Annotated in this window: 18 protein-coding genes; 15 read left to right on the top strand and 3 right to left on the bottom strand. The window is 65.8% G+C overall.

All coding sequences use genetic code 11. The features are described from left to right. Window positions 1-6: 6 nt before the first annotated feature. Window positions 7-1,410, top strand: coding sequence for an efflux transporter outer membrane subunit (locus NFE57_RS13740; protein WP_252136164.1), 1,404 nt, complete (start codon window positions 7-9; stop codon window positions 1,408-1,410). A 3-nt stretch (window positions 1,411-1,413) separates the two neighbouring features. Here NFE57_RS13740 and NFE57_RS13735 read toward each other — a convergent pair whose 3' ends face one another. After that, a complete protein-coding gene (locus tag NFE57_RS13735) occupies window positions 1,414-2,754 on the bottom strand; it encodes an MFS transporter (RefSeq protein WP_252136163.1) in 1,341 nt (446 codons plus the stop codon). Window positions 2,755-2,916: 162 nt separating this feature from the next. Here NFE57_RS13735 and cyoA point away from each other — a divergent pair, with 162 nt between their 5' ends. Genes cyoA through NFE57_RS13700 form a run of 7 tightly spaced genes read left to right on the top strand, consistent with a single transcriptional unit; the run spans window position 2,917 to window position 9,683 of the window. Then, the gene (gene cyoA, locus NFE57_RS13730; protein WP_252136162.1) at window positions 2,917-4,026 is read left to right on the top strand and encodes a ubiquinol oxidase subunit II; all 1,110 of its coding nucleotides are present in this window, start codon (window positions 2,917-2,919) and stop codon (window positions 4,024-4,026) included. 11 nt (window positions 4,027-4,037) lie between these two features. Further along, entirely contained in the window at window positions 4,038-6,041 is a 2,004-nt protein-coding gene (gene cyoB, locus NFE57_RS13725) for a cytochrome o ubiquinol oxidase subunit I (protein WP_252136161.1), read from the top strand. Between the two features lie 5 nt (window positions 6,042-6,046). Continuing rightward, the gene (cyoC, locus tag NFE57_RS13720) at window positions 6,047-6,676 is read left to right on the top strand and encodes a cytochrome o ubiquinol oxidase subunit III (RefSeq protein ID WP_252136160.1); all 630 of its coding nucleotides are present in this window, start codon (window positions 6,047-6,049) and stop codon (window positions 6,674-6,676) included. Next, window positions 6,676-7,062: a cytochrome o ubiquinol oxidase subunit IV gene (cyoD, locus tag NFE57_RS13715; protein ID WP_252136159.1), complete on the top strand. Its 387-nt coding sequence runs from the start codon at window positions 6,676-6,678 to the stop codon at window positions 7,060-7,062. Before cyoC ends, cyoD begins: the two co-directional genes overlap by 1 nt. Further along, a complete protein-coding gene (locus NFE57_RS13710; protein WP_382280701.1) occupies window positions 7,059-7,841 on the top strand; it encodes an SURF1 family protein in 783 nt (260 codons plus the stop codon). The genes cyoD and NFE57_RS13710 overlap by 4 nt, the downstream gene beginning before the upstream one ends. After that, a complete protein-coding gene (locus NFE57_RS13705; RefSeq protein WP_252136158.1) occupies window positions 7,841-9,160 on the top strand; it encodes an ATP-binding protein in 1,320 nt (439 codons plus the stop codon). Before NFE57_RS13710 ends, NFE57_RS13705 begins: the two co-directional genes overlap by 1 nt. Continuing rightward, complete coding sequence (locus NFE57_RS13700) at window positions 9,150-9,683, top strand: response regulator transcription factor (protein WP_252136157.1); 534 nt, start codon at window positions 9,150-9,152, stop codon at window positions 9,681-9,683. Before NFE57_RS13705 ends, NFE57_RS13700 begins: the two co-directional genes overlap by 11 nt. Before the next feature lie 55 nt (window positions 9,684-9,738). Here NFE57_RS13700 and NFE57_RS13695 read toward each other — a convergent pair whose 3' ends face one another. Beyond that, window positions 9,739-11,112 carry a M28 family metallopeptidase gene (locus tag NFE57_RS13695; RefSeq protein ID WP_252136156.1) on the bottom strand — a complete coding sequence of 458 codons (1,374 nt, stop codon included), beginning with the start codon at window positions 11,110-11,112 and terminating at the stop codon, window positions 9,739-9,741. Window positions 11,113-11,186: 74 nt separating this feature from the next. Further along, window positions 11,187-13,256, bottom strand: coding sequence for an NAD(+) synthase (locus NFE57_RS13690; protein WP_252136155.1), 2,070 nt, complete (start codon window positions 13,254-13,256; stop codon window positions 11,187-11,189). 400 nt (window positions 13,257-13,656) lie between these two features. Here NFE57_RS13690 and NFE57_RS13685 point away from each other — a divergent pair, with 400 nt between their 5' ends. The 7 genes from NFE57_RS13685 to NFE57_RS13655 all read left to right on the top strand — a co-directional run bounded on the left by NFE57_RS13685 (window position 13,657) and on the right by NFE57_RS13655 (window position 24,339). Beyond that, complete coding sequence (locus tag NFE57_RS13685; protein ID WP_252136154.1) at window positions 13,657-15,042, top strand: TolC family protein; 1,386 nt, start codon at window positions 13,657-13,659, stop codon at window positions 15,040-15,042. After that, a complete protein-coding gene (locus NFE57_RS13680; RefSeq protein ID WP_252136153.1) occupies window positions 15,039-16,763 on the top strand; it encodes a type I secretion system permease/ATPase in 1,725 nt (574 codons plus the stop codon). The genes NFE57_RS13685 and NFE57_RS13680 overlap by 4 nt, the downstream gene beginning before the upstream one ends. Window positions 16,764-16,766: 3 nt before the next feature. Next, a complete protein-coding gene (locus tag NFE57_RS13675; RefSeq protein ID WP_252136152.1) occupies window positions 16,767-18,068 on the top strand; it encodes an HlyD family type I secretion periplasmic adaptor subunit in 1,302 nt (433 codons plus the stop codon). Then, window positions 18,069-19,457 (top strand): TolC family protein, encoded by a 1,389-nt coding sequence (locus tag NFE57_RS13670; protein ID WP_252136151.1) that lies wholly within the window; start codon window positions 18,069-18,071, stop codon window positions 19,455-19,457. After that, entirely contained in the window at window positions 19,454-21,556 is a 2,103-nt protein-coding gene (locus NFE57_RS13665) for an ATP-binding cassette domain-containing protein (RefSeq protein WP_252136150.1), read from the top strand. The genes NFE57_RS13670 and NFE57_RS13665 overlap by 4 nt, the downstream gene beginning before the upstream one ends. After that, entirely contained in the window at window positions 21,553-22,752 is a 1,200-nt protein-coding gene (locus NFE57_RS13660; RefSeq protein ID WP_252136149.1) for an HlyD family type I secretion periplasmic adaptor subunit, read from the top strand. Before NFE57_RS13665 ends, NFE57_RS13660 begins: the two co-directional genes overlap by 4 nt. Before the next feature lie 237 nt (window positions 22,753-22,989). Then, on the top strand, window positions 22,990-24,339 hold the full coding sequence (locus tag NFE57_RS13655) for an Ig-like domain-containing protein (protein WP_252136148.1): 1,350 nt from the start codon (window positions 22,990-22,992) through the stop codon (window positions 24,337-24,339). Window positions 24,340-24,400: the final 61 nt, after the last annotated feature.

Raw genomic sequence — 24,400 nt, 5'->3', positions numbered from 1 at the left:
GTATCGATGATGATCCGAAGTTTCACGACCTCGCTATCCGCGCTCGCGCTTGCCGCGTGCGCGGTGGGGCCGGACTATGTCGCACCCCACCCACCCGCGACGGCGTCCGGCCCCTTCATCACCACCGCCAGCCCCGCGGTCTCGACTGCACCGGTGGCCGGGCATTGGTGGCGACTCTACGACGATCCGGTGCTCGACGGGCTGGTCGGCGATGCGCTCGCTGCCAACACCGATCTGCGCGTCGCGATCGCCAACATCGCCCGCGCGCGTGCCGGGCTGAAGGCCGCGCGTGTCGACCTGCTGCCGCAGACCAATATCGGCGCGAGCAGCACCTATGGCCGGTTGCCCGCAGGCCAGCGCGCGGCGGGCGCCAGGCGCGAGGATTGGGCGATCGATACCGGGCTCGACGTGGCCTATGAGGTCGATCTTTTCGGCCGCGTCGCACGCGGGGTCGAGGCAGCGTCGGGCGATGTCGATGCCGCACGCGCCGATGCCGATGCGGTGCGCGTGCTCGTCGTTGCCGATACCACGCGCGCTTATGCCGATGCCGCCTCGGCGGCGGCGCGGCTGGCGGTCGCGCGGCACACGGTCGAACTGCTCGACAAGTCGCTGACGCTGACACAGGCGCGCCATGCGGCCGGGTTGGCGACGGGGCTGGATACCGCGCGGATCGCTGCGTTGCGCGATCAGCGTGCCGCCGAAGTGCCCGCGATCGCGGCCCAGCGCGATGCGGCGCTGTTTCGCCTCGCGACGCTCACCGGCCGGCCGCCGGCCGCGCTGCCGCCGATCGCCGGCGCGCGCGATACGATGCTCGACATCGCGCAGCCGATCCCGGTCGGCGACGGTCAGGCACTGCTCGCGCGGCGGCCCGACGTGCGTGCCGCCGAGCGGCGGCTGGCGGCGGCAACCGCGCGGATCGGGATCGCGACCGCCGATCTCTATCCGCACATCTCGCTCGGCGGGTCGCTCGGTTCGACGGGCAATGCGCTGGGTGACGTTTTCGGCGGCGGGCCGCTGCGCTGGTTGCTGGGGCCGTTGATCAACTGGTCGTTTCCCAATCAGAGCGCCGCGCGCGCGCGGATCGCGGGGGCCGAGGCCGAGACGCAGGCGGCGCTCGCGCGCTTCGACGGCATCGTGCTGACCGCGCTGCGCGAGACGGAGACCGCGTTATCGGCTTATGGCCATGATCTCGATCGGCGCGCGTCGCTCAAGGCCGCGCACGATCAGGCCGAACGCGCCGCCACGATCACGCGCGCACAGCAACGTCAGGGCTCGGTCGATTCGCTCGATCTGCTCGATGCCGAACGCACGCTGGCCGACGCGCGCGCCGCGCTCGCCGATGCCGATGCGCGGGTTGCCGACGATCAGATCGATCTGTTCGAGGCGCTGGGCGGCGGCTGGGAAGCCTAGAGCTTAGTCCTGACTCTTCTGGAAGTTGTCGACCGCCAGCGTCTTGCTGATCCACAGCACCGCCAGCGTCGCGATCGCGCCCGAGAGCAGATAGAGGCCGGCGGCGAGGATGCCGAAATAGGCCGCGAGCACCAGCGCCCAGAACGGCGCGAACCCGGCGCCGAACAGCCATGCGATGTCCGAGGTCAGCGCTGAGCCGGTATAGCGGAACGGCGTCGCGAAGTGCGAGGCGACGACCCCCGAGGACTGGCCGAACGATAGTCCGAGCAGCACGAAACCGACGATCATATAGGTGATCTCGCCCACGTCGCCCATGTCGAGCAACTGGGGAGCGAAGCCGCTGAACACCGCGATCGCTGCCGCCGATGCGCCCAGCAGGTTGCGCCGCCCGAACCGATCGGCGAGGTAGCCCGAGGCGACGATCGCGACCACGCCGAACGCGGCCGCGACCGACTCGATCACCAGGAAGCGCGCGGGCGACTCGCCGGTGAACAGGAACACCCACGACAGCGGGAACACCGTCACCATATGGAACATCGCGAAGCTCGCGAGCGGCGCGAACGCTCCGATCACGATCGTGCGGCCCTGCCTGGCGACGGTATCGCGCACCCGCGACGGCTGGAGTTCGCGACTCTCGAACAGCCGCTCGAAATCGGGGGTCGAGACGATCCGCAGCCGCGCGAACAGCGCGACCACGTTGATCGCGAACGCGCAGAAGAACGGGTAGCGCCAGCCCCACGACAGGAAATCGGCCGCCGACAGGTTCATCGCGAAATAGGCGAACAATGCGCTGGCCACGATCAGCCCGAGCGGCGCACCCAGTTGCGGCACCATCGCATACCAGCCGCGCTTGTTTTCGGGCGCGTTGAGCGCGAGCAACGAGGCGAGCCCGTCCCACGCGCCGCCCAGCGCAACGCCCTGGCCGATCCTGAGCAGCCCGAGCAGGATGATCGTCGCTATCCCGGCGTTGGCATAGCTCGGCAGGAAGGCCACCGACACCGTCGACACGCCAAGCAGGAACAGCGCGATCGTCAGCTTGGTGCCGCGGCCGTGATGGCGATCGACCCACATGAAGATCAGCGTGCCGAACGGCCGCGCGACGAAGGCGAGCGCGAACAAGGCGAACGAATAGAGCGTCCCCGTCAGCGGATCGGCGAACGGAAAGATATAGGCCGGGAACACCAGCACCGAGGCGATCGCGTAGACGAAAAAATCGAAAAATTCGGAGGTTCGCCCGATAATGACGCCGATCGCGATCTCGCTCGGGGCGATCTGCGCGCCTCGTGCGTTGGCGACCTGGCCGCCGCGCTCAAGCGATGGCGAATCGGAAGCGGCTGCGCTCATGCTATAACCCTCTACATCAACTCGGTCGCGCGGGCGACGGTCACAAGCGCGCGGCGCGGGCAATACGATCCATTGGGCGGCGGAATACCACCTTCGCACTCGCAACAGGATTGGACAAACTGTCCAATGGGCACGTGACAGGAAGGAGCGTAAGCGGCAGCTATGATTCGGATATGTGCTATCGCGCGCCGGCTGGAATCCTGCGCAAAAGCCCTGACGATCACCGGAGTTTCAGCATTGCTCGCGGGCTGTAGTGCAGTGGTGCTCGCCCCTGCGGGTGATGTTGCGGCGCAGCAACGTGACCTGCTTGTCATCTCGGTTGTGCTGATGCTGCTAATCATCATCCCGGTGATGGTGCTGATCGTCTGGTTCGCCTGGCGCTATCGCGAGTCGAACAAGGAAGCGACCTACGCGCCCGATTGGGATCATTCGACCAAGCTCGAACTCGTGATCTGGGCGGTGCCGCTGCTGATCATCATCTGTCTGGGGGCGGTGACCTGGCTGGGCACGCATATGCTCGATCCGTATCGCCCGATTTCGCGCATCGCGAGCGATCGTGCGGTCAACCCCGCGGTCAAGCCGCTTGAGGTCGAGGTGGTCGCGCTCGACTGGAAATGGCTGTTCCTCTATCCCGAATATGGCGTCGCGACGGTCAACGACATGGCCGCGCCGGTCGATCGGCCGATCGTGTTCAAGATCACCGCCTCGTCGGTGATGAACTCCTTCTATATCCCCGCGCTCGCCGGCCAGATTTACGCGATGCCGGGGATGGAAACCAAGCTCCACGCGGTGATCAACGCGCCCGGTGTCTATGACGGCTTCTCGGCCAATTATTCGGGCGCGGGCTTCTCGGGGATGCGCTTCAAGTTCCATGGCCTGTCCGGCGGCGGGTTCGATCGGTGGATCGCCGAGGCGCGCGCCAGCGACCGGACCCTCGACAGCGCGACCTATCTCGATCTGCTCAAGCCGAGCGAAAATGTGCCGGTGACGCGCTTTGCGGACGTCGAGCCGGGGCTCTACACCGCCGCACTCAACATGTGCGTTGCGCCGGGCGCGCCCTGCATGAACGATATCATGGCGAAGGATATGCGCGCCGCCGCCGGACACGTCACGGCGGACCATCATGCGCCGCCGCCGACGGTCCGTTTCTCGGCGCCCGCGCTCAGCACGACGCAGCCGATCGCCGGTGCGGGGCTTGTCCCGCCTGCTGAACAGGCGCGCATCGCCCGTTCCGCGAAAGCGCTTTCCGCGCAAGATCGTCAGCCTTTGTGAGCCCGAGTGCCATGATTCAGCTTCCCCCCGTCGACAGCCCGATTTTCGGTCGTCTCACGCTTGACGCGCTGCCGTTTCACGAGCCGATCCTCGTCGTCACCTTCATCGGCGTCGTGCTCGGCGGGTTGGCTGTGGTGGGCGTCATCACCTGGATGCGCTGGTGGGGGATGCTGTGGCGCGACTGGATCACCACGATCGATCACAAGAAGATCGGCATCATGTACATGGTGCTGGGCATCATCATGCTGCTGCGCGGTTTTTCCGACGCGCTGATGATGCGCGCGCAACAGGCGATCGCGTTCGGCAGCAACCAGGGCTATCTGCCCGCCGAACATTATGACCAGATCTTCACCGCGCACGGCGTGATCATGATCTTCTTCGTCGCGATGCCGCTCATCACGGGGTTGATGAACTATATCGTCCCCCTGCAGATCGGCGCGCGCGATGTCGCGTTTCCGTTCCTCAACAATTTCAGCTTCTGGATGACCGCATCGGGCGCGGTGCTGACGATGATCTCGCTGTTCGTCGGCGAATATGCGCGCACCGGCTGGTTGGCCTATCCGCCGCTGTCGGGGCTCGAATTCTCGCCCGATGTCGGTGTCGATTATTACATCTGGGGGCTCCAGATAGCCGGCGTCGGCACCTTGCTGTCGGGGATCAATCTGCTCGCCACGATCGTCAAGATGCGCGCGCCGGGCATGGCGCTGATGAAGATGCCCGTCTTCACCTGGACCGCGCTGTGCACCAACGTTCTGATCGTCGCCGTCTTCCCGGTGCTGACCGCGACGCTCGTGCTCTTGAGCCTCGATCGCTATCTCGATTTCCACTTCTTCACCAACACCCTGGGCGGCAACCCCATGATGTACGTGAACCTGATCTGGATCTGGGGCCATCCGGAGGTGTACATCCTCGTCCTGCCGCTGTTCGGCGTCTATTCGGAGGTTGTGCCGACCTTCACGGGCAAGCGGCTGTTCGGCTATTCGTCGATGGTCTACGCCACGATCGTCATCACGATCCTGTCGTACCTCGTCTGGCTCCACCACTTCTTCACGATGGGCTCGGGCGCGAGCGTGAACTCGTTCTTCGGGATCACGACGATGATCATCTCGATCCCGACCGGCGCCAAGATCTTCAACTGGCTGTTCACGATGTATCGTGGCCGGATCCGGTTCGAACTGCCGATGATGTGGACGATCGCCTTCATGCTGACCTTCGTGATCGGCGGAATGACGGGGGTGATGCTCGCGGTGCCACCGGCCGATTTCGTGCTCCACAATTCGCTGTTCCTGATCGCGCATTTCCACAACGTTATCATCGGCGGCGTGCTGTTCGGGCTGTTCGCGGCGATCAATTATTGGTGGCCCAAGGCGACCGGTTTCAAGCTCGATACCAAATGGGGCAAGCGCTCGTTCTGGTTGTGGGTGTCGGGTTTCTACCTCGCCTTCATGCCGCTCTACGTGCTCGGCCTGATGGGCATCACGCGTCGCCTGCGCCATTTTCAGGATGCAGGGCTGCAAATTTGGTTCGAGATCGCCGCGGTGGGCGCGGTGCTGATCGCGGGCGGCATCGCCTGCATGTTGATCCAGTTCGCGGTCAGCATCAGGAACCGCGACAAACTACGCGATCCGACCGGTGATCCCTGGGGCGGCCGGACGCTCGAATGGTCGACCTCGTCGCCGCCGCCCGATTACAATTTCGCGTTCACGCCGGTGGTCTACGATCATGATGCGTGGTGGGATATGAAGAATCGCGGCTACCAGCGGCCGACCGAGGGCTTCCGCGCGATCCACATGCCCAGGAATACGGCGGCCGGATTCGTGCTCGCGATGCTCAGCCTCGTCATCGGGTTCGCGCTGGTGTGGCACATCTGGTGGCTCGCGGCGGTGAGTTTCGCAGGGCTGATCGGCACGGCGATCGTACACACGTTCAATTACGCCCGCGATTTCCACATTCCCGAAGACGAGGTGGTGCGCATCGAAGCCGCACGCACCGCGCAACTCGCGACGCAAGGCTGATCCGTATGACCACCCAGGCGATCTCTGCACCGAGCGCGGACGTTCCCGAATTCTACGTTCGCGACGAGGAACATAGTGCCGAAGGCGGCAGCACGCTGCTCGGCTTCTGGCTGTATCTGATGAGCGATTGCTTCATCTTTGCCGTCCTGTTCGCGACCTATGCTGTGCTCGGCACCAGTTTTGCCGGTGGGCCGGGGCCGCGCGAATTGTTCGAGTTGCCACTGATCGCGCTCAACACCGCGATGCTGTTGTTCTCGTCGATTACCTATGGCTTCGCGGTGCTCGCGATGGAGAAGGGGCGGCAGGGTGCGACGCAGGGCTGGCTCGCGGTGACGGGGCTGTTCGGGCTCGCGTTTCTGGGGATCGAACTTTACGAATTCGCGCATCTGATCTCGATCGGCGCGGGGCCGTCGACCAGCGGCTTCCTGTCGGCATTCTTCACGCTGGTCGGCACCCACGGGCTGCACGTCACCTTCGGGATCATCTGGATGGTGACATTGATGATCCAGATCGCGCGCCACGGGCTGATGCCTGCCAACCGGCGCCGCGTCTTGTGCCTGTCGATGTTCTGGCATTTCCTCGATGTGGTCTGGATCGGCGTCTTCACCTTCGTTTATCTGATGGGAGTGCTGTGATGCGCACCGACACCGCCCCCGCCCGCAAGGCGGCCTATGACGAACATGGCGGCGCCGCGCAGGGCAGTTTGCGCAGTTACCTGACCGGTTTCGGCCTGTCGGTGGTGCTGACGGCGATCCCGTTCTGGATCGTGATGACGGGGGCGATTGCCGATCGCGCCGTCGCGGCGCTGGTCATCCTTGCCTTCGCCTTCGTCCAGATCATCGTCCACATGGTCTACTTCCTCCACATGAACACCAGATCGGAAGGCGGCTGGACGATGCTGGCGCTGATCTTCACGATCGTGCTCGTTGTCATCGCGCTGGCGGGGTCGATCTGGGTGATGCATCATCTGAACATCAACATGATGCCGATGACCGCCGAAGCCGCGAGCGCCTTGCCGTGAGCAGGGGCGGCCGCCCCGATCGGGCGCCGCCGTCTCCCCCGCGCGACCGCGCCGCGCGCGGCCCGCGATCGCCGGTCGTGCTGGCGTTGCTGGCGGCGGGTTTCGCTACGCTGATCGCCGGGTTCGTTGCGCTTGGCATATGGCAGGTCGAGCGTTTGCACTGGAAGCTCGATCTGATCGCGCGGGTCGAGGCGCGCGTTCACGCGCCGCCGGTGGCCGCGCCGGGGCCCGCGCAATGGGGATCGGTTACCGATCAAAGCGCGGCGTATCGCCATGTCGCGGTTGAAGGGCAGTATCGCCCCGGCGCCACGTTGGTGCTCGCGAACACCGAACGCGGGCCGGGCTTCTGGGTGCTGAGCCCGTTCGCGACGCGGGGTTTTACACTGCTCGTCAATCGCGGTTTCGTCAGCCAGGCGCAGGCGGAGAACCCCACGCTGCTCGCGCCGCCTGCGGGCATCCACCGCGTCACCGGTCTGCTGCGCATGTCCGAACCGGGCGGTGCGTTCCTGCGCCGCAACGATCCCGCCGGCGATCGCTGGTATTCGCGTGACGTGGCCGCGATCGCGCAGGCGCAGCGATTGGGTACGGTCGCGCCCTATTTCATCGATGTCGATCGCGCGGCCGATCCGACGGCGGTTCCCGTTGGCGGGCTGACCGTCGTCCATTTCCGCAACGCGCACCTGATCTATGCGCTCACCTGGTTCGCGCTTGGCTTGCTGAGTGTGGGTGGAGCGTTCATCCTGTTCCGATCCGAATGGCGATTGCGGCGGGGACGGTGATGACAGTGACGAGCGCGACCGGCCCGGTGGGGCGTCCCCCGCATCGGGCAGGGCGCGAGAATTTCCGCCAGCTCATCATGCTGCGCTGGATCGCCGTATCGGGCCAGCTCGCGACGATCCTGATCGTGACGCTGGGCATGAAGGTCGTGGTGCCGGTGGTGCCGATGGTGGCGATCATTGGCGGGTTGGTGGCGCTCAACCTCGTCAGCACCGCGCGGCTTGCGCGTGCCGGGGCGATCCGCAATGCCGAGGTGCTGGGCGGGCTGCTGCTCGACATGGCCGCGCTGACCGGGCTGCTCTATCTGAGCGGGGGCGCGACCAATCCCTTCGTCTCGCTGTTCCTGCTCCAGGTCGTGCTGGGCGCGATCCTGCTCGATACGCGCTCGGCCTGGGTGCTGGTGGCGGCGACGGCCGGGTGTTTCGTGTTGCTGGTGGTGACCTATCACCCGCTGGTCGTGCCCGAATATTTTCGCATCGGGCGGATCGATCTCTACATTCTCGGTGCGCTCGTCAGTTTCGTGCTGGTCGCGGTGCTGCTGGTGTTCTTCGTGACGCGGATCAACGCCAATCTGCGCGCGCGCGATGCGCGGCTCGCGGCAATGCGCCAGCAGGCGGCGGAGGAGGATCATATCGTGCGGATGGGGCTGCTCGCGTCGGGGGCGGCACATGAACTCGGCACGCCGCTCGCCCTGGTGTCGGTGGTGCTCAACGATTGGGCGAAGATGGCCGATTTCGCCGACGCCGAGCGCGCGGAGGATCTGCGCGAGATGCAGGGTGCGCTCGCGCGCTGCAAGACGATCCTGACTGGCATCCTGACTTCGGCGGGCGAGGCGCGTGGCGAAAACCCCAAGGTGACGACGCTGTCGGCGTTCGTTGGCGAGCTGGCCGACGAATGGCGCGCGCAGAATGTGGGGCGCCCGCTGCTGCTGCGCGATCAGGCGGTTGTGCAGGCCGATCTGCGGATCGTGTCCGATGCCGCGCTCAAACAGGTGATCTGGAACGTGCTCGACAATGCGCGCGATGCGTCGCGCAAGGCGATCGTGCTCGCGGTCGAGCGCGACGACAGCCGGCTCGCGTTCGAGATACTCGACGAAGGACCGGGCTTTACGCCCGAGATGCTTGCCAATATCGGGCGGCCGTACCATTCGACCAAGGGGCGCCCCGGCGGCGGGCTGGGGCTGTTTCTTGTCACCAACGTGATGCGTAAGCTTGGTGGCCGGGTGAGTGCGCATAATCGCGCACGCGGCGGCGCGGTGGTCAGGCTCGATCTGCCGATTGCCGCGATCGAACTCGCCAAGGAGGCCGAGGATGTCCGATGAACGCCATCTGCTGATCGTCGAGGACGATATGGATTTCGCCCGCGCGCTGACGCGGTCGTTCCAGCGGCGCGGCTATCGCGTCGATCATGCCGCCGATGCGCAGGCGATGGAGGCGATCCTCGCGCGCGCGACGCCGGGCTATGCGGTGGTCGATCTCAAGCTCGGCACGCGTTCGGGGCTGCCGTGCGTCGAGCGGTTGCACGCGCATTCGCGGGCGATGCGGATCGTGGTGCTGACGGGCTATGCGAGCATTGCCACCGCGGTTGAGGCGATCAAGCTGGGCGCCTCGCATTATCTGGTCAAGCCGTCGAACACCGACGATATCGAACAGGCGTTCGCCAAGGCGGAGGGTGATGCCGGCGCACCGCTCGCGTCGCGTACCACCTCGATCAAGACGCTCGAATGGGAGCGGATTCACGAGGTGCTGGTCGAGACCGATTTCAACATCTCGGAGACCGCGCGGCGGCTGGGGATGCACCGCCGCACGCTCGCGCGCAAGCTGGAGAAGCAGCAGGTGCCCTGAGGGCGCCGTCACCCCCGGAACAGCTCCGGCAGGCATGACGATGAGGGGGTAGGGATTATTCCCCCGCTTTCGGCTGCCCGCCGGGCTTCCATTCGGGCTTGAAATCGCCGTCGGCGAGCCAGCGCATCGGTTCGATCAAGGACTGGATCGCCTTGGTCATGAAATCGAAGTCGATATTCTCGAACGTATCGCTCCTATCGTGATAGGTCGGCGTCACCGCCCAGCCCGAGAAAGTGTGGGCAACGATGCCCTTGAGCGCGAGCGAGTAATTGTCCGAGCGCTGGAAGAAGTTCTGCTCGGGATAGGGATCGGCCGCCACCAGCCCACCATGCGCCTTGATCGTCTCGCCGAGGTTCGAGCGTTCATAGCCCGTCATCATCAGCGTGTCCTTGGGCAGCTTGGGGTCCTGCGCGCCGATCATCTCGAATTCGATATTGGCGATGATCTGATCGAGCGGGACCGGCGGGTGCTCGGCGAAATATTTGGAGCCGTAGAGCCCGATCTCTTCGCTGCCGTAGCACACGAACAGGATGCTGCGCTTCGGCTGTTTGCCCGACGCGAGCGCGCGCGCGATTTCGAGCACCGCGGTGGTGCCCGACGCGTCGTCATTGGCGCCGTACATCACCGTGCCGTCGGGCTGGACGCCGAGATGATCGAGATGCGCGGTGAACAGCAAAGTGCCCGCGCCGGGATCGCTGCCCACGAGATAGCCGATCGCGTTGGTGGTGATGGCCTTGTCCTCTTTCGAGGGCAGGCTGAGCTCGACGGTTGCGCTGCGCTGCTTCGCGAGCGCATCGAAGGCGGTGCCGGGCAGGGTCGCGATCGCGGTACGGGCGCGCGGCGCCTCGCCTTCGAGATAGGCGGGCAGGCGCGGTGCGCCACCCATTTTGGAATAGAGGTCGCGGCTCGCCTCGCTCTCGCGCAAGATCAGCAGCTTGACCTTGTTTTGCATCGCCGCGCGGTAGAGCGCCATCGGTTCGGCATCGGCGGCGCCGACCAGCACGACATCGGCCTGGGGAAGCGCGGTGGGATCGGCCGATTTGGCGACCGCCATCTTGCCCGCGACATGGGTGCCCGGTGCACTGAGCACCGTCGGCGCCGTCGCGATCGCCTTGCCGTTGATCGACAATTGCGCCGGGCCGGTTGCGTGGGGCCGGACGATCGTCGCCTTCTGGAAATAGCTGTCCATCCCCGGCGCGTGGCTGAGCCCATAGCCTTCGAATTGCGAGGCGACATAGGCAGCGGCGATCGCCTCGTCGCGCGTCGCGCTGCCGCGGCCCTGAAGCGTCTCGCTGGCAAGGAACGCCTCGTGTGCGCGCACCCAGCGCTCCTGCACGGTCCAATTGTCCTGCGCGAACGCGGCGGGGGCGAGCGCGGTGGACGACGCGAGCGCGAGCGCGGCGAACAGCGTGGAACGTGCCAACATCATGCGAACCCCTTTGAAATCGGCGGCGATGTTGCGCGCGAATTGCCGGACGCGTCAAGAATGCTGCGTGGCCGCGATCACGATGCGCGCGGCGGCAGATTCCGATCGAGTTCGGCGAGCCACGGCGTCGCGACCCCGTCCGATGGCGCGCGCCAGTCGCCGCGCGGTGACAGCGCGCCGCCTGCCGAGACCTTGGGGCCGTTGGGCATGGCCGAGCGCTTGAACTGGCTGAAGCCGAAGAAGCGCTTGAGGAAAACCTCGAGCCAGCCGCGGATCGTATCGAGATCATAGGCGCGGCGGCCCGCCTGCGGGAAATCGATCGGCCAGCGCCCGGCCTCGATATCGCGCCACGCGTGCCAGGCGAGGAACGCGACCGTCGACGGCGCGAGCCCGTGACGGACGATGTAATGCAGGAAAAAATCGTGCAGCGCGTAGGGTCCGATCAGGCTCTCGGTCGATTGTACCGCGCCGTCGGCGCCCGCGGGCACCAGTTCGGGGCTAATCTCGGCGGCGAGAATATCGGCCAGCACCGCGTCGGTTTCGGCGTCATATTGGTCGGTCTTGATCGCCCAGCGGATCAGGAACTGGATCAGCGTCTTGGGGACGCCGCCGTTGACGCCGTAATGGCTCATCTGGTCACCGACGCCGTAGGTGCACCAGCCGAGCGCGAGTTCGGACAGGTCGCCGGTGCCGACCACCAGCCCGTGGTGCTGGTTGGCGAGCCGGAACAGATAATCGGTGCGCAGCCCCGCCTGCACATTCTCGAAGGTCGTGTCGTACGCCTGTTCGCCGCGTGCGAAGGGGTGGCCCATATCGGCGAGCATCTGGCGGGCGGCGGGCTGGATATCGATTTCCTCGCCCGCGATGCCCAGCGCGCGCATCAGCCGCCACGCCTGATCCTTGCTCGCCGCGCCGGTCGCGAAGCCGGGCATGGTGTAACCGAGGATGTCGGTACGCGGGCGACCGAGCCGATCCATGGCCTTGGCCGCGACGAGCAGCGCATGGCTCGAATCGAGCCCGCCCGAAATCCCGATCACCAGCTTTCGGGTGCCCGTCGCGGTGACGCGCTGGAGCAGCCCCTCGACCTGGATGTTGAACGCCTCGTAGCAATCGGCATCGAGCTGCGAGGGCGTGTCGGGTACGAACGGGAAACGGCGGATCGTCCGGCGGAGTCCCACGTCGGCATAATCGGGCTGGTGGTCGAAGCCGATCCGGCGGAAGCGCGTTTCGGGATGGCCGGCGGCGGCGGCGGCATCGTTGAACGTACCCATCCGTTCGCGTTCGAGCCGGATACGGCCGATATCGACATCGGCGACGAGCAGTTCTGGCGTGCGATCGAAGCGCTGCGATTCGGCGATCAGCTCGCCGAGTTCGTGGATCTGCCCCTGACCGTCCCACGCGAGATCGGTGGTGCTCTCGCCCGGCCCGGCCGCCGAATAGACATAGGCGCTCACGCTGCGCACCGATTGCGCGGCGGCGAGCAGTTCGCGTTCGCGTGCCTTGCCGATGACGATGTTCGACGCCGACAGGTTGCAGCAGACATAGGCACCCGCGAGCGCGCCATAGGTCGAAGGCGGGATTGCAGCCCAATAATCTTCGCAGATTTCGGCATGGAAGACGAAATGGGGCAGGTCGCGGGCCGCGAAGATCAGGTCGGTGCCGAACGGGATCGGCTCGCCGCCGATCTCGATCGTGAGGCCCGTCAGCCCCGCGCCCGGCGCGAACCAGCGCTTCTCATAATATTCGCGGTAATTGGGCAGGAAACTCTTGGGGACGACCCCGAGCACGCGTCCGCGCGCGACCGCGACCGCGCAATTGTACAGCCGGCCGTTGCGTTCCAGCGCGGCACCGACGAGCAGCACCGGCTTCAGTTCGCGGCTCGCCGCGACGATCGTCGCGAGCGCGTCGCGCGTCGCGCGTTGCAGCCCGGCCTGAAGGTGCAGATCGTCGATCGCGTAGGAGGTAAGGTTGAGTTCGGGAAAGACCAGCAGGTCCGCACCCGCGTCATGCCCCGCGAGCGCGAGCGCGATCGTGGCCTCGGCGTTGGCGGCCGGATCGCCGGCGGTCGCGAGCGGCGAGCATGCGCCGACTCGGAGCATTTCGTGCGCGTGGATCGCGTGGAAGCGGTGCATCTTGCCGTCGGCCATGGCGCCTCGCTTACCGTGCTTTGCGACGAAGCGCCACGCTTGCCGGTGCACCATCGGCATTGGCAATCCCGGTCGAGGTTTGCAGAGGAACCCGCGGAGTTCGGCGTCGTTCGGGATAATGGTCTCGCGACGGCGGGCGCGCGGCTGCTGGCATTTCGCCTGTATCCCCAATCGCTTTGCGCCGCCTTAATGGAAGATTCACGTTGCGTTGATGCGACGAGCCTGTAGAGGCGGGTGCTCGGGTTTCTGGGGTATCCTGAGTTTGCGTGTGGGCACGATTTGCCGGCTGGGGGCAGGCGCGCTGGTGTTGAGTGTCAGCACCGTTGCGATTACCGCACCCACCACTTTCTCTGATGGTGAGATAGCCGGGCAGGCGACACAGGTCGGCCCGGACGGAGTTGTGCCAGGTGTACCACCGATCATCCAGACGGTGCCGCAGCAGACCCCCATACCCTTCCCGCAGGCATTGCCCGCGCCGACCCAGCAGCCGATGGCGATCGATCCCGACGAGGATCCGATCCTGCGGCTCGCGCAATCGTCGGTCGCGCCCGATTTTTTCCGCGCAGCAATCGCCGATGCCGTGCGGCGTAATCCCGAGCTCGATTCCGCGCTCGCCCAGCGGTATCAGGCGCGCGCCGCGCGGGCCGAAGCAAGCTGGAACCGGTTTCCGGTGGCCGACCTCGCCCTCACCAATTTTCAGACGCTCTCGCGCGACTTCTCGAACGATCCGGGCAATGTGATCGAACGCTCGCGGCCCGACCATCGCACCGATTTGCAGCTCAACGTCCAGCAATCGTTGTGGGATTTCGGCGCGGTCGAAAACCGGATCAAGGCGGCGCATCGCCGGCTCGATGCCGCCACCGAGAATATCGACGATTCGGCGTCGCAGGTCGCGATCGAGGCGATCAGCGCGTGGTACGACGTGTTCGGCTATGGCGCGTTGGTGCAGCTTGGCGAAGGCTTCGTCGACGCGCAGGGCGTGCTGCGCGAACAGATCGACGAGCGCGTCGCGCAGGGAGCCTCGGCGCCGGGCGATGTCGCGCAGGTCGAGAGCTATATCGCCTCGGCGAACAGCCAGCTCGCGCATTATCGCCGTTCGCTTGCCAATGCGCGCGCGCGCTTCGAGCAACTGACCGGGCAGCCGGCGCCCGAGGCGTTGGGCCGCGCACCGATCCTCGATGCGCCCACGCTGACGCTCGACGCCGCCAAGGCGCAGGCGATCAGAATTCCGGCGGTGCTGGTGCAGAAGAAGCTTGCCGAAGCCGCGCGCTACGATGCCAAGGCGGCGCGCGCGGATCAGCTTCCCAAGGTTGTGGGCGGGATCAACGCCGGCCGCTACGGCCTGATCGAGACCGATCGCGATTACGACGTCCGCGCCAATATCGCGCTGACGATGCGGATCGGGGGCGGGGGCGTCCAGCGCGCCAATCAGGCCGCGGCGCGCGAGCGTGTCGCGCAGGCGCAATATGATGGCACGCGCGAAAAGGCGGTGCGCGATGCCGCGATCGCCTGGTCCGATGTCGATGCGCTCCAGCAGGAAGTTGCTGCACTGCGCGCCAATTATATCTCGAGCCGGCGCTCGCGCGACGTCCTTGCCGAACGCTTTCGTGTCTCGCGCGGAACATTGTTCGATGTGCTCCAGTCCGAGAATAATTATTTTCAGGTCGCGGGCCAGTACATCGTGGCCGTGACTCAACTCGATACGGCACGCTATGTATTATTGGCGCGCACCGGCGGATTGCTCGACACGCTCGACATCGCCGAGGCGGCTGGGGGGATGCAATGACCGACCACAGTATCGCCGAGGAGCGAAAGCCGCGCTTTGCCCGCTGGCTCACCGCGCCGATGCTGCGCAACAAGCGCACCTACCTCAAGGTGGCGGCCGCCGCTGCGCTGATCAATATCTTCGGGCTCGTCACCTCGCTGTTTTCGATGACGGTCTACGATCGCGTTATCCCCAATCATGCGATGACGTCGCTGGCGGCGCTCTCGATCGGCTTCGTCGTCGTGATCGTGTTCGATTTCGTGCTGCGTATCCTGCGCTCCTATTTCGTCGACATGGCCGGCGCGGACATCGACCATGATGTCGGCGCATCGGTGTTCGAGCGGCTGATGGCGATCCGGCTCGATATGAAGCGGGGTTCGGTGGGCGCGCTCGCCGGGTTGATGCGTGAACTCGAGACGCTGCGCGATTTCTTCGCGAGTGCGACGATGTCGGCGATCGTCGACGTGCCGTTCATTTTCGTGACGCTCGCCTTTATCGCGGCCATCGGCGGCAAGCTGGTGCTGGTGCCGCTGGTGCTGGTGCCGATCGTGATCCTCACCGCCTGGGCCACCCAGCCGGCGATGGACCGGCTGGCGGCGCGGGCGATGAACGAGGGGCTGCTCAAGCAGACCGTGCTCGTCGAGGCGATCGGCGCGCTCGAGACGGTCAAGACGAGCGGCGCGGGCGGCTTGCTCGGCAATCGCTGGCGCCGCGCGATCAGCGCGCATTCGGATAGCTCGCTGCGCCAGCGCCTCGTCTCGACGATTGCGATCACGGTATCGACCAGCGCCAATTCGATCAGCTACGCCGGGGTGATTGTCGCCGGGGTGTTCCTGATCAACGATCGCGAACTGACGACCGGCGGCCTGGTCGCCTGTTCGATCCTGTCGGGCCGCGCGGTGGCACCGCTCGCGTCGATCGCGCAGTTGCTGGCGCGGATGACGCAGGCGCGCACCGCGTATCGCCAGATCAACGGGATGATGGAGCAGCCCTCCGAAGGGCCGCAGGGCGAAGCGCTCCAGCCCGCACGGTTCGAGGGCCGGATCGACCTGCGCAATGTCGAGTTCCGTTATCCCGATGCGGCGGAGAAGGCGCTCGACGGCATCAGTTTCTCGATCGCGCCGGGCGAGCGCGTTGCGCTCATCGGACGCGTCGGCTCGGGCAAGTCGACGATCGCGCGGCTGATTCTCGGGCTCTACACCGCCCAGGAAGGGCTGGTGATGATCGACGGCACCGACATCCGCCAGTTCGATCCCGCCGCGATGCGCCGGCATATGGGGGTCGCGATGCAGGACAGCGTGCTGCTGTCGGGGTCGGTGCGGGAAAATATCGCGCTCGAACGCCCCGGGATCGACGATGCCGAGATGCTGCGGGCGTCGCATCTTTCGGGCACGCACCACTTCATGGGGCAGCTCGCCAACGGCTACGATCTCAAGCTCGCCGATCGCGGCGACGGCCTGTCGGGCGGCCAGCGCCAGTCGATCGCGATTGCGCGCGCGCTTGCCGGCGGGCCGCCGATCCTGGTGTTCGACGAGCCGACCAGCGCGATGGACCAGATGAGCGAATCGCAACTGATCGATCGGTTGCAGGGCGAGTTGCAGGGGAAGACCATGCTGCTCATCACGCATCGCCCGTCGCTGCTCAAACTGGTCGATCGCGTCATCATCATCGACAAGGGCAAGGTCGCGGGCGACGGACCGCGCGACAAGGTCCTCCAGCAGATCAACCGGCGGGCCGCCTGATCCATGACCGACACCTATCTCGAAGATTTCGCGACCCGGATGAAGCCGCGTCAGGCATCGAACATCCTGTTGTGGGCGATCATTGCGTTTTTCGTGATCTTCGTCGCCTGGGCCGCGCTGACCGAACTCGACCGGACCGTCCACGCGCAGGGGCGCGTTATCCCGAGCGCACGGCTCCAGGTCGTCTCGAACCTCGAAGGCGGCATCATCCGCGACATCCTGGTCAAGAGCGGCGATATGGTGAAGCAGGGCCAGCCGCTGGTGCGGATGGACAAGACGCTGCTCGGCGCCGACCTCGGCACCAATCAGGCGAACGTCAACGCGTTGCGCATGAAGATTGCCCGGCTCGAAGCCGAGATCGCCGGGCGGGTGCCGGCCTATCCCGCGGCGCAGAACGCGGCCGAGGAAGAACAGCTTCGGATCGAGACATCGCTCCACGCGGCCCGGATGGGTGAATTGTCGGGTCTGACGTCGGCGGCGCGGGCGCGGCTCCAGCAGACCGAACGTGCGGTGCACGAGGGCGAGGCCGCCTATCAATCGCGTGTGTCGGCGCGCGACAGCGCCCGGACGCAGCTCGAGATGATCCGCCCGCTCGTCGAACACGGCATCGAGCCGCGGATGATGCTCGTTCAGATGGAAAGCAGTGCGGCGGTGGCGACGACTGACGCCGCCTCGGCGGCAGCGGGCGTGGCGCGCAGCAAAGCGGCGGTGGCGGAAGCGCGGTCGGCGTTGGCGCAGGTGCAGGAAGACTGGCGCGCGCAGGCCGCGACCGAGCTTGCCGCGGCGCAGGCCGAATTGACCGCGCGGTCGAGCGCCAACACCGCGCTGGCCGACAAGGTCGCGCGGACGTCGGTGTTGTCGCCGCTCAGCGGTCGCGTCAATCGCGTGCTGGTGACGACGGTGGGCGGCGTGGTGCGCGCCGGGGAGCCGCTGGTCGAAGTGGTGCCGGGCGAGGACAATCTGCTGATCGAGGCGCGCGTGGTGCCCAAGGACATCGCCTTCATTCGCCCCGAACAGGACGCGCGGATCAACATTTCGGCGTATGACACGGCGGTCTATGGCTCGATGCGCGGCAAGGTCGTTTCGATCTCGCCCGATGCGACCGTCGACGAGAAGAGCGGCGAGAGCTTCTACATCGTCCGCGTGCGGGGCAACGCCAAGTCGCTCACCGATCATAGCGGGCGTCCGTTGCCGATCGGCCCAGGCATGACCGCCGATGTCAACCTGCTCGGCGACAAGCGCTCGGTGCTCAAATATCTGCTCACGCCGATCACCCGGCTGAGCGAGCAGGCCTTCCGCGAATAGATGGCGGCTCCCGCTCTGCCGGCCGCTGCGGCGTGGTTCGCGTTGCTTGCGCCGCTGCCGCTGGTCGCGCCCGTTGGGATGCAGGAGACGCCACCCGCTTCCCCGGCAGCCGACATCGCCCTGCGCCCGGCGGATGGGCCGGACCCGGCAACAGCGCCGCTCGTCTATGGCCCGTCGATCGCGATCGCGCCCACCCCCAGCGGCGAACGACCGGCGGCGATCACGCCTGCCTTGTTCGCCGCGGTGGAGCGGGCGATGGACGAATATCCCGCGATTGCATCGAGCCGCGTCAGCGTGCGTGCCTCGAGGGCGGATCTGCGCGCGGCGAAGAACATGGGCTTGCCCAGCCTGGGGTTGCAGGGCGTCGCGATCGGCACCGGCAAGGGCGATCTCGGCACGACGGTAGTCGCCGATCAGCCGATTTTCTCCTGGGGCCGGATCAGTTCGGGGATTGACGCCGCCAAGGCGCGCCGCGAGGCGACCATCGCCAAGGTCGATGAAAATGCGATGCAGATCGCGCTCGATCTGACCGACGCCTATTTCGATCTCGCGCGTTCGGCGCGGCGCTCGGCGATTCTCGCCAAGGGCGTCGAGGAACAGGATCTGCTTGTCGAATCGATCCAGCGGCGTGTCGAGCAGGAAGTCAGCCCGCGCTCCGATCTCGAACTGGCGCGGTCGCGTGCCGCGCAGGTGCGCCAGCAACTCGCGACCACCAGGGCCGAGCGTCAGTCGGCGCTGATGCGGGTCTACCAATATGTCGGCGACACCAGTTTCGATCCGGGCAATGTGCCCGTCTATGAAACCGGGGTGTACCACCCCAGTCCGGACGGTGCGTTTGAACAGGCGATTGCGTGCAGTCCGCGGCGCAAGCGCTTGCTCGCCGAGGCCGAGGCCGCACGCGCCGAGGCCAAGGTTGCCAAGGCATCGGCCTTGCCTCAGCTTTCGGCGCAGATGAGCTACAACCAGATCATCGGTACCCGCGCGGGGCTCGCGGTGACGGCACAGACGGGGGGCGGGCTATCGGCGTTCGCCTCGGCCGACGCGGCTCGTCTGCGCGCGGATTCGGCGGCGATCGACGTTACCACGGCGGATCGCGAACTGACCGAACAGCTCAACGGCGATCTGATCGAAAACGGTGCCGCGCGCGACCAGATCGCTTCGAGCCTCGCCGCCGCGCGATCGGCGGCTGAAGTGACCGATTCGTTCAAGCGCCAGTTCATCACCGGCCGACGGACCTGGCTCGACGTGATGAACGCGGTGCGTGAAGCCAATCAGGCCGAGTTGACCGAAGCCGATGCTGAAATCAGCGCGATGGCGTCGGCAGCACGGATCCTTCTGCGAACCTGCCGCTGGCAGCCGCAGGGCGACAGTGGGGGCATGGCGCAATGAGCGAGCGGATCGGCGAACTCGTCAAGGAACTGGCGCGAATCTATTCGGTCGATCTCGCGCCCGACTGGATCGACCGCGCGACCGGCGATACCGGCGAGGATCGCGACGCGGTCGTCCGGCTGTGCACCGGCCTCGGCTGGGATCAGCCCCAGCCGGTGCGCGGCAAGCCGCGCGCGCATGCCTTCCCGATGCTTGTCCATTCGCCGACCGCGGGTTGGTGGATCGCCGAGCAATGGGAAACCGGCGACACCTTCCGCGTGCGCGGACTGGGGCAGGAAGCGGTGCTGCCGTACAGCGGCGATCTCAGTTTCTTCCAGGTCCGCTTTCCCGATCCGCTGCGTGGCGGGCGTCGGGTAAGCGCGATTTCGATTTTTCGCGACGCGTTGCTTCAGCGCAAGGATCTGTTCGTTGCGGGTATGGTCGCGACGCTGCTGTCCAACGCGATCGCGCTCGTCACCTCGCTCTTCTCGATGCAGGTCTATGACCGCGTTATCCCGCGCTCGAGTTTCTCGACGCTGATCGTGCTCGTGATCGGCGTGTTCGTCGCGCTGCTCATCGATCTCGCGCTCAAGATCACGCGCGCGCTGCTGGTCGAGCGCGAGGCGCAGAAGATCGATACCGAAACCTCCGAATTCTTCTTTGCCCGCGCGCAGTCGGTCCGGCTCGATGCCCGGTCGATGGGGGTGGGGACGATGGCCTCGCAGTTGCGCGGGCTCGAGCAGGTGCGCGGCGTCATGTCGGCAAGCTCGCTGTTCCTGATCGCCGATATGCCGTTCGCGGTGCTGTTCGTGCTGGTGATCTTCTGGCTCGGCGGCCCGCTGGCGCTGGTGCCGATGATCAGCTTCCCGATCGCGATCGGGCTCGCGTTCATCCTTGCGCGCGGCATCCGGCGCAGCACCGATCGTGCCCAGATCAGCGGCAACCGCAAGAATGGCCTGCTGGTCGAATCGCTCGATTCGGCGGAAACGGTGAAGGCCAATCGCGGCGGCTGGTACATGCTTGGTCGCTGGAACCGGCTGCTCCAGGAAGTGCATGCCCACGAATATCCGGTGAAGCGCTGGTCGGCGGTATCGAGCTCGGTGTTCACCACGCTCCAGCAGATGACCTATGTCGTGCTGGTCGCGTTCGGCGCGGTCGAGGTTGCGGCCGGCAGGATGACGACCGGCGCGCTCGTCGCCTGTGCGATCATCGCCGGGCGCGTCAACGGGCCGCTGATCGCGCAGCTCCCCAATTTCATCATCCAATGGGGCTATGCGCGCTCGTCGCTGATCCAGCTCGATGCGATCCTCGATCTGCCGCAGGATCACCCCGCGGAGACCGCCAATCTTCGCCCCGAAAGCCTCGACGGCCAGATCCGGCTCGAGCGCGTGACCTTCGTCTATCCCGGCGCCAAGGACGGGCTCGATATCGAGCGGTTGCGGATCGACCCCGGCGAGCGCGTCGGCGTGATCGGGGGGATCGGCTCGGGCAAGTCGACCCTGTTGCGCCTCATCGCCGGGCTTTACGCCCCGCAACACGGCAGCGTCACGATCAACGGGCTCGATATGGCGCAGGTTGCGGATGATCTGCTGCGCCAGCACGTCGGCTATCTCCCGCAGGAATTCCGGCTGATCAACGGATCGCTGCGCGACAACATCCTGCTCGGCTTGCCCGATCCGGGCGACAAGGTGCTGCTCGACGCGGCGGCGACCACGGGCTTGTCGCACCTCATCGCGCGCCATCCCTGGGGGCTCGATCTGCCGATCGCCGAGGGTGGGCGCGGGCTTTCGGGCGGGCAGCGCACGCTGACCGGGTTGACGCGGCTGCTGCTCAGCGATCCGGGATTGTGGCTGCTCGACGAGCCGACCTCGAACCTCGATGCCGGCACCGAGAAAACCGTGCTCGCCGCGATCCAGGCCAAGATGCGCGACGACAGTACGTTCGTGATGGTGACGCACAAATTGTCGCTGCTCAAACTCGTCAACCGCGTCATCGTGCTTGCCAACGGGCGGGTGACGATCGACGGGCCGACCGCCGAGGTGCTCCAGCGCCTGCAGGCGTCGGGGATTGCCCAGATCAAGCGCGCGGATGCGCCAGCCGAGATCCGGGGGGTCGCATGAACGTGATGCCATCGCTCCCCGCCGACGGCAAAAGCGTGATGCGCAGCCGTCGCAACCGGCCGGCGCTGGTCATCCTCGTCGTGGCGTTTCTGGCGATCGTGCTGTTCGTGATCTGGTCGCTCTGGGCCGAGCTCGATCAGATTTCGCGGGCGCGCGGCCAGGTGATCCCGAGCGGCCGGGTGCAGGTGATCCAGTCGAGCGACGGCGGCGTCATCTCGCGGATCGCGGTCAACGAGGGCGATCACGTCACGCGCGGCCAGCTGCTGATGACGCTCGATTCGGTCAAGGTTGAATCGGCGGTCGAGGAAACCCGCGCGCGCGTTGCGGCCCTGAAGGGCACGATGACGCGGATCGAGGCCGAACTGTTCCACAAGCCGCTGACGTTCCCGGCCGACGTCAGGGCCTATCCCGATATCGTGCGCAACCAGACGTCGCTGTACCAGCAGCGCGTGCAGGCGCTCGATGCCCAGCTCAAGACGCTGGGTGAGATGCGGACGCTCGCGCGGCAGGAACTCGACATGAACCTGCCGCTGGTCAAGAGCGGCGACGTCAGCCAGTCCGAGGTCCTGCGGATGCAGCGCAACGTGGCCGATGTCGAGGGCCAGATCATCGGTGCGCGCAACAAATATCTCGAACAGCTCCAGGCCGAATACACCAAGACGCAGCAGGATTTGACCGGTGCCGAGCAGGAGCTGACGCAGCGCCGCGAAGTGCTGTCGGCGACCAACCTCGTCTCGCCCGTGAACGGCATCGTCAAGAATATCCGGCTGACCACGGTGGGCGGCGTGCTGGGGGCGGGCGATGAGGCGATGCAGATCGTGCCGACCGGTGACGACCTGATCGTCGAGGCGAAGGTGGCGCCGAGCGACATCGCCTTCATCCGCACCGGGCAAACCGCGAGCGTCAAGTTCGACGCCTATGATTCATCGATCTATGGCACCAGCGAAGGCACGGTGACCTTCGTCAGCCCCGATACGATGGCAGAACGCGGCTCCGATGGCGCGGAAAACGTGTTCTACCGTGTCCATCTGACGGTCGACACCAGCACGATGCGTCCGCATCATCCCGGTGAAAAGATCGAAATTCAGCCGGGCATGACCGTGGTGGCCGAGATCAAGACCGGCGAGAACACGCTGTTCCGCTATCTCACCAAGCCGATCCTCAAGACGACCTCCGAGTCGTTCGGCGAACGTTGAGCGGTTGGTGTGTGGCGCGCGCGCAGGCGCCCAATATCCTGAAATCCGGTGCTTCGTCGATCGCCGGTGGCGTCGCTTTTGTTGCAGTGATGCTGCGGGATGGTGTCTTCGCCAATAATCCGCGGCGCCGCCGCACTTGGCTATTGCAATCTCGCCCTAATTCCGCTTTGGTCGCGGCCATCTGGGGTATGGCAGGGAGGCTGTGCTTCAAGAACGCGTCAATTGAAGGGGCTCCACATGACGAAGCGTATCTCCGTTAACAACGTCACGCATGCTGACCAGGCTAAGGTCGCGCTCGATGCGAACGCCGTTGAGGCCGCGGTTTCCGCCGCCCACGTCGTGACGCCGGTGCAGGCCGATGCCGCGGTTGTTGCGGGCAAGGTGCTCGCCGACGCGGCGCATGCCGATGTTGTTACTGCCGAGCTGGCGATGGTCGCATCTGGGGATGCGGCGCCGGCGATGTTCGTGGCAGGTCAGGACAGCGGGTCGACCGATGCGTCGGCCGACACGGGCGATGGCGGCAGCGACAATACGCCTTATTATGTCGGTGGCGGCTTGTTGCTCGCGGGCGCCGTGGGCGTCGCGGCGCTCTCGGGTGGTGATGACGACAGTAATACGCCGACGCCAACCCCGACCCCTACTCCTACCCCCACGCCGACCAATACGCCGCCGGCTTTTTCCAGTGCGACGCAGGCGGTGGCAGGTGACGAGGATACGGTGATCACCGTTACCGCGACCGCGACCGACGCCAATGGTGATGCGCTGACCTACACCTTCGCGGGCGCCGCGCACGGCACCGTGGCGGCGGGTCAGACGGCGGGTACGTTCACCTACACGCCCAATGCCGATTACAACGGTGCGGACAGCTTCACCGTGACGGCGTCCGACGGCAAGGCGAGCACGACGCAGACGGTCAACATCACCGTCAATCCGGTCAACGATGCGCCGACCTTCGATGCGGAAACGCACACTGTGTCCGTCGCGGAGAATTCGGATGTCGCGACCGCAGTGTACACCGCTCACGCTACCGACGTGGATGCCGGCGACACGATCACGTACAGCCTTGGCGGTGACGATGCCGCGGCCTTCACGATCGATGGCGCGACCGGTGAGATTCACTTCGTGAACTCGCCCGATTTCGAAGCGCAGGACAGCTACAGCGTCACCGTGATTGCCACCGATTCCGCGGGCGCGACCGACTCGCTCGCGCTGACGGTCGGTGTGACCGATGTCGACGAATCGGTGACGGTCAATCTGGATGTCGATAGCGACAGCAGCCTGAACACGCCGACGGCTTTCGACGCGTCGGGCGCTGATGTGACGTTCACGGATGACGGCAACGTGGCGAGTTCGGTCGAGATCAGCGGTTTCGGCGCGGGCGATGTGATCGTCGCCAGCGGTGTCGATGCGGGCGAGAAATATTCGTTCACGTCCACCACGACGGACATCATCCTGTCGTTCACCGGTGATGCCAACGCGACCAATGTCATCGTTCTCAAGGATGTGTTGACTGCGGATAGCCCGTTTGTCGGTGACGAGGCGACGGCTGAAGCTGCGCTCGGCTTTGATTTTTTCCAGTACGCGTAAAGGTGCTGGGTCGAAATTCGGAAAATGGAGGGCGCTGACGCCTCACTGCTGAACTAACATA

It is taken from the genome of Hephaestia sp. MAHUQ-44, from assembly GCF_023806085.1.
Lineage (GTDB): Bacteria > Pseudomonadota > Alphaproteobacteria > Sphingomonadales > Sphingomonadaceae > Sphingomonas.
The sequence above is the reverse complement of the archived record's forward strand: the minus strand, read 5'-3'. Positions and strand labels throughout refer to the sequence as shown.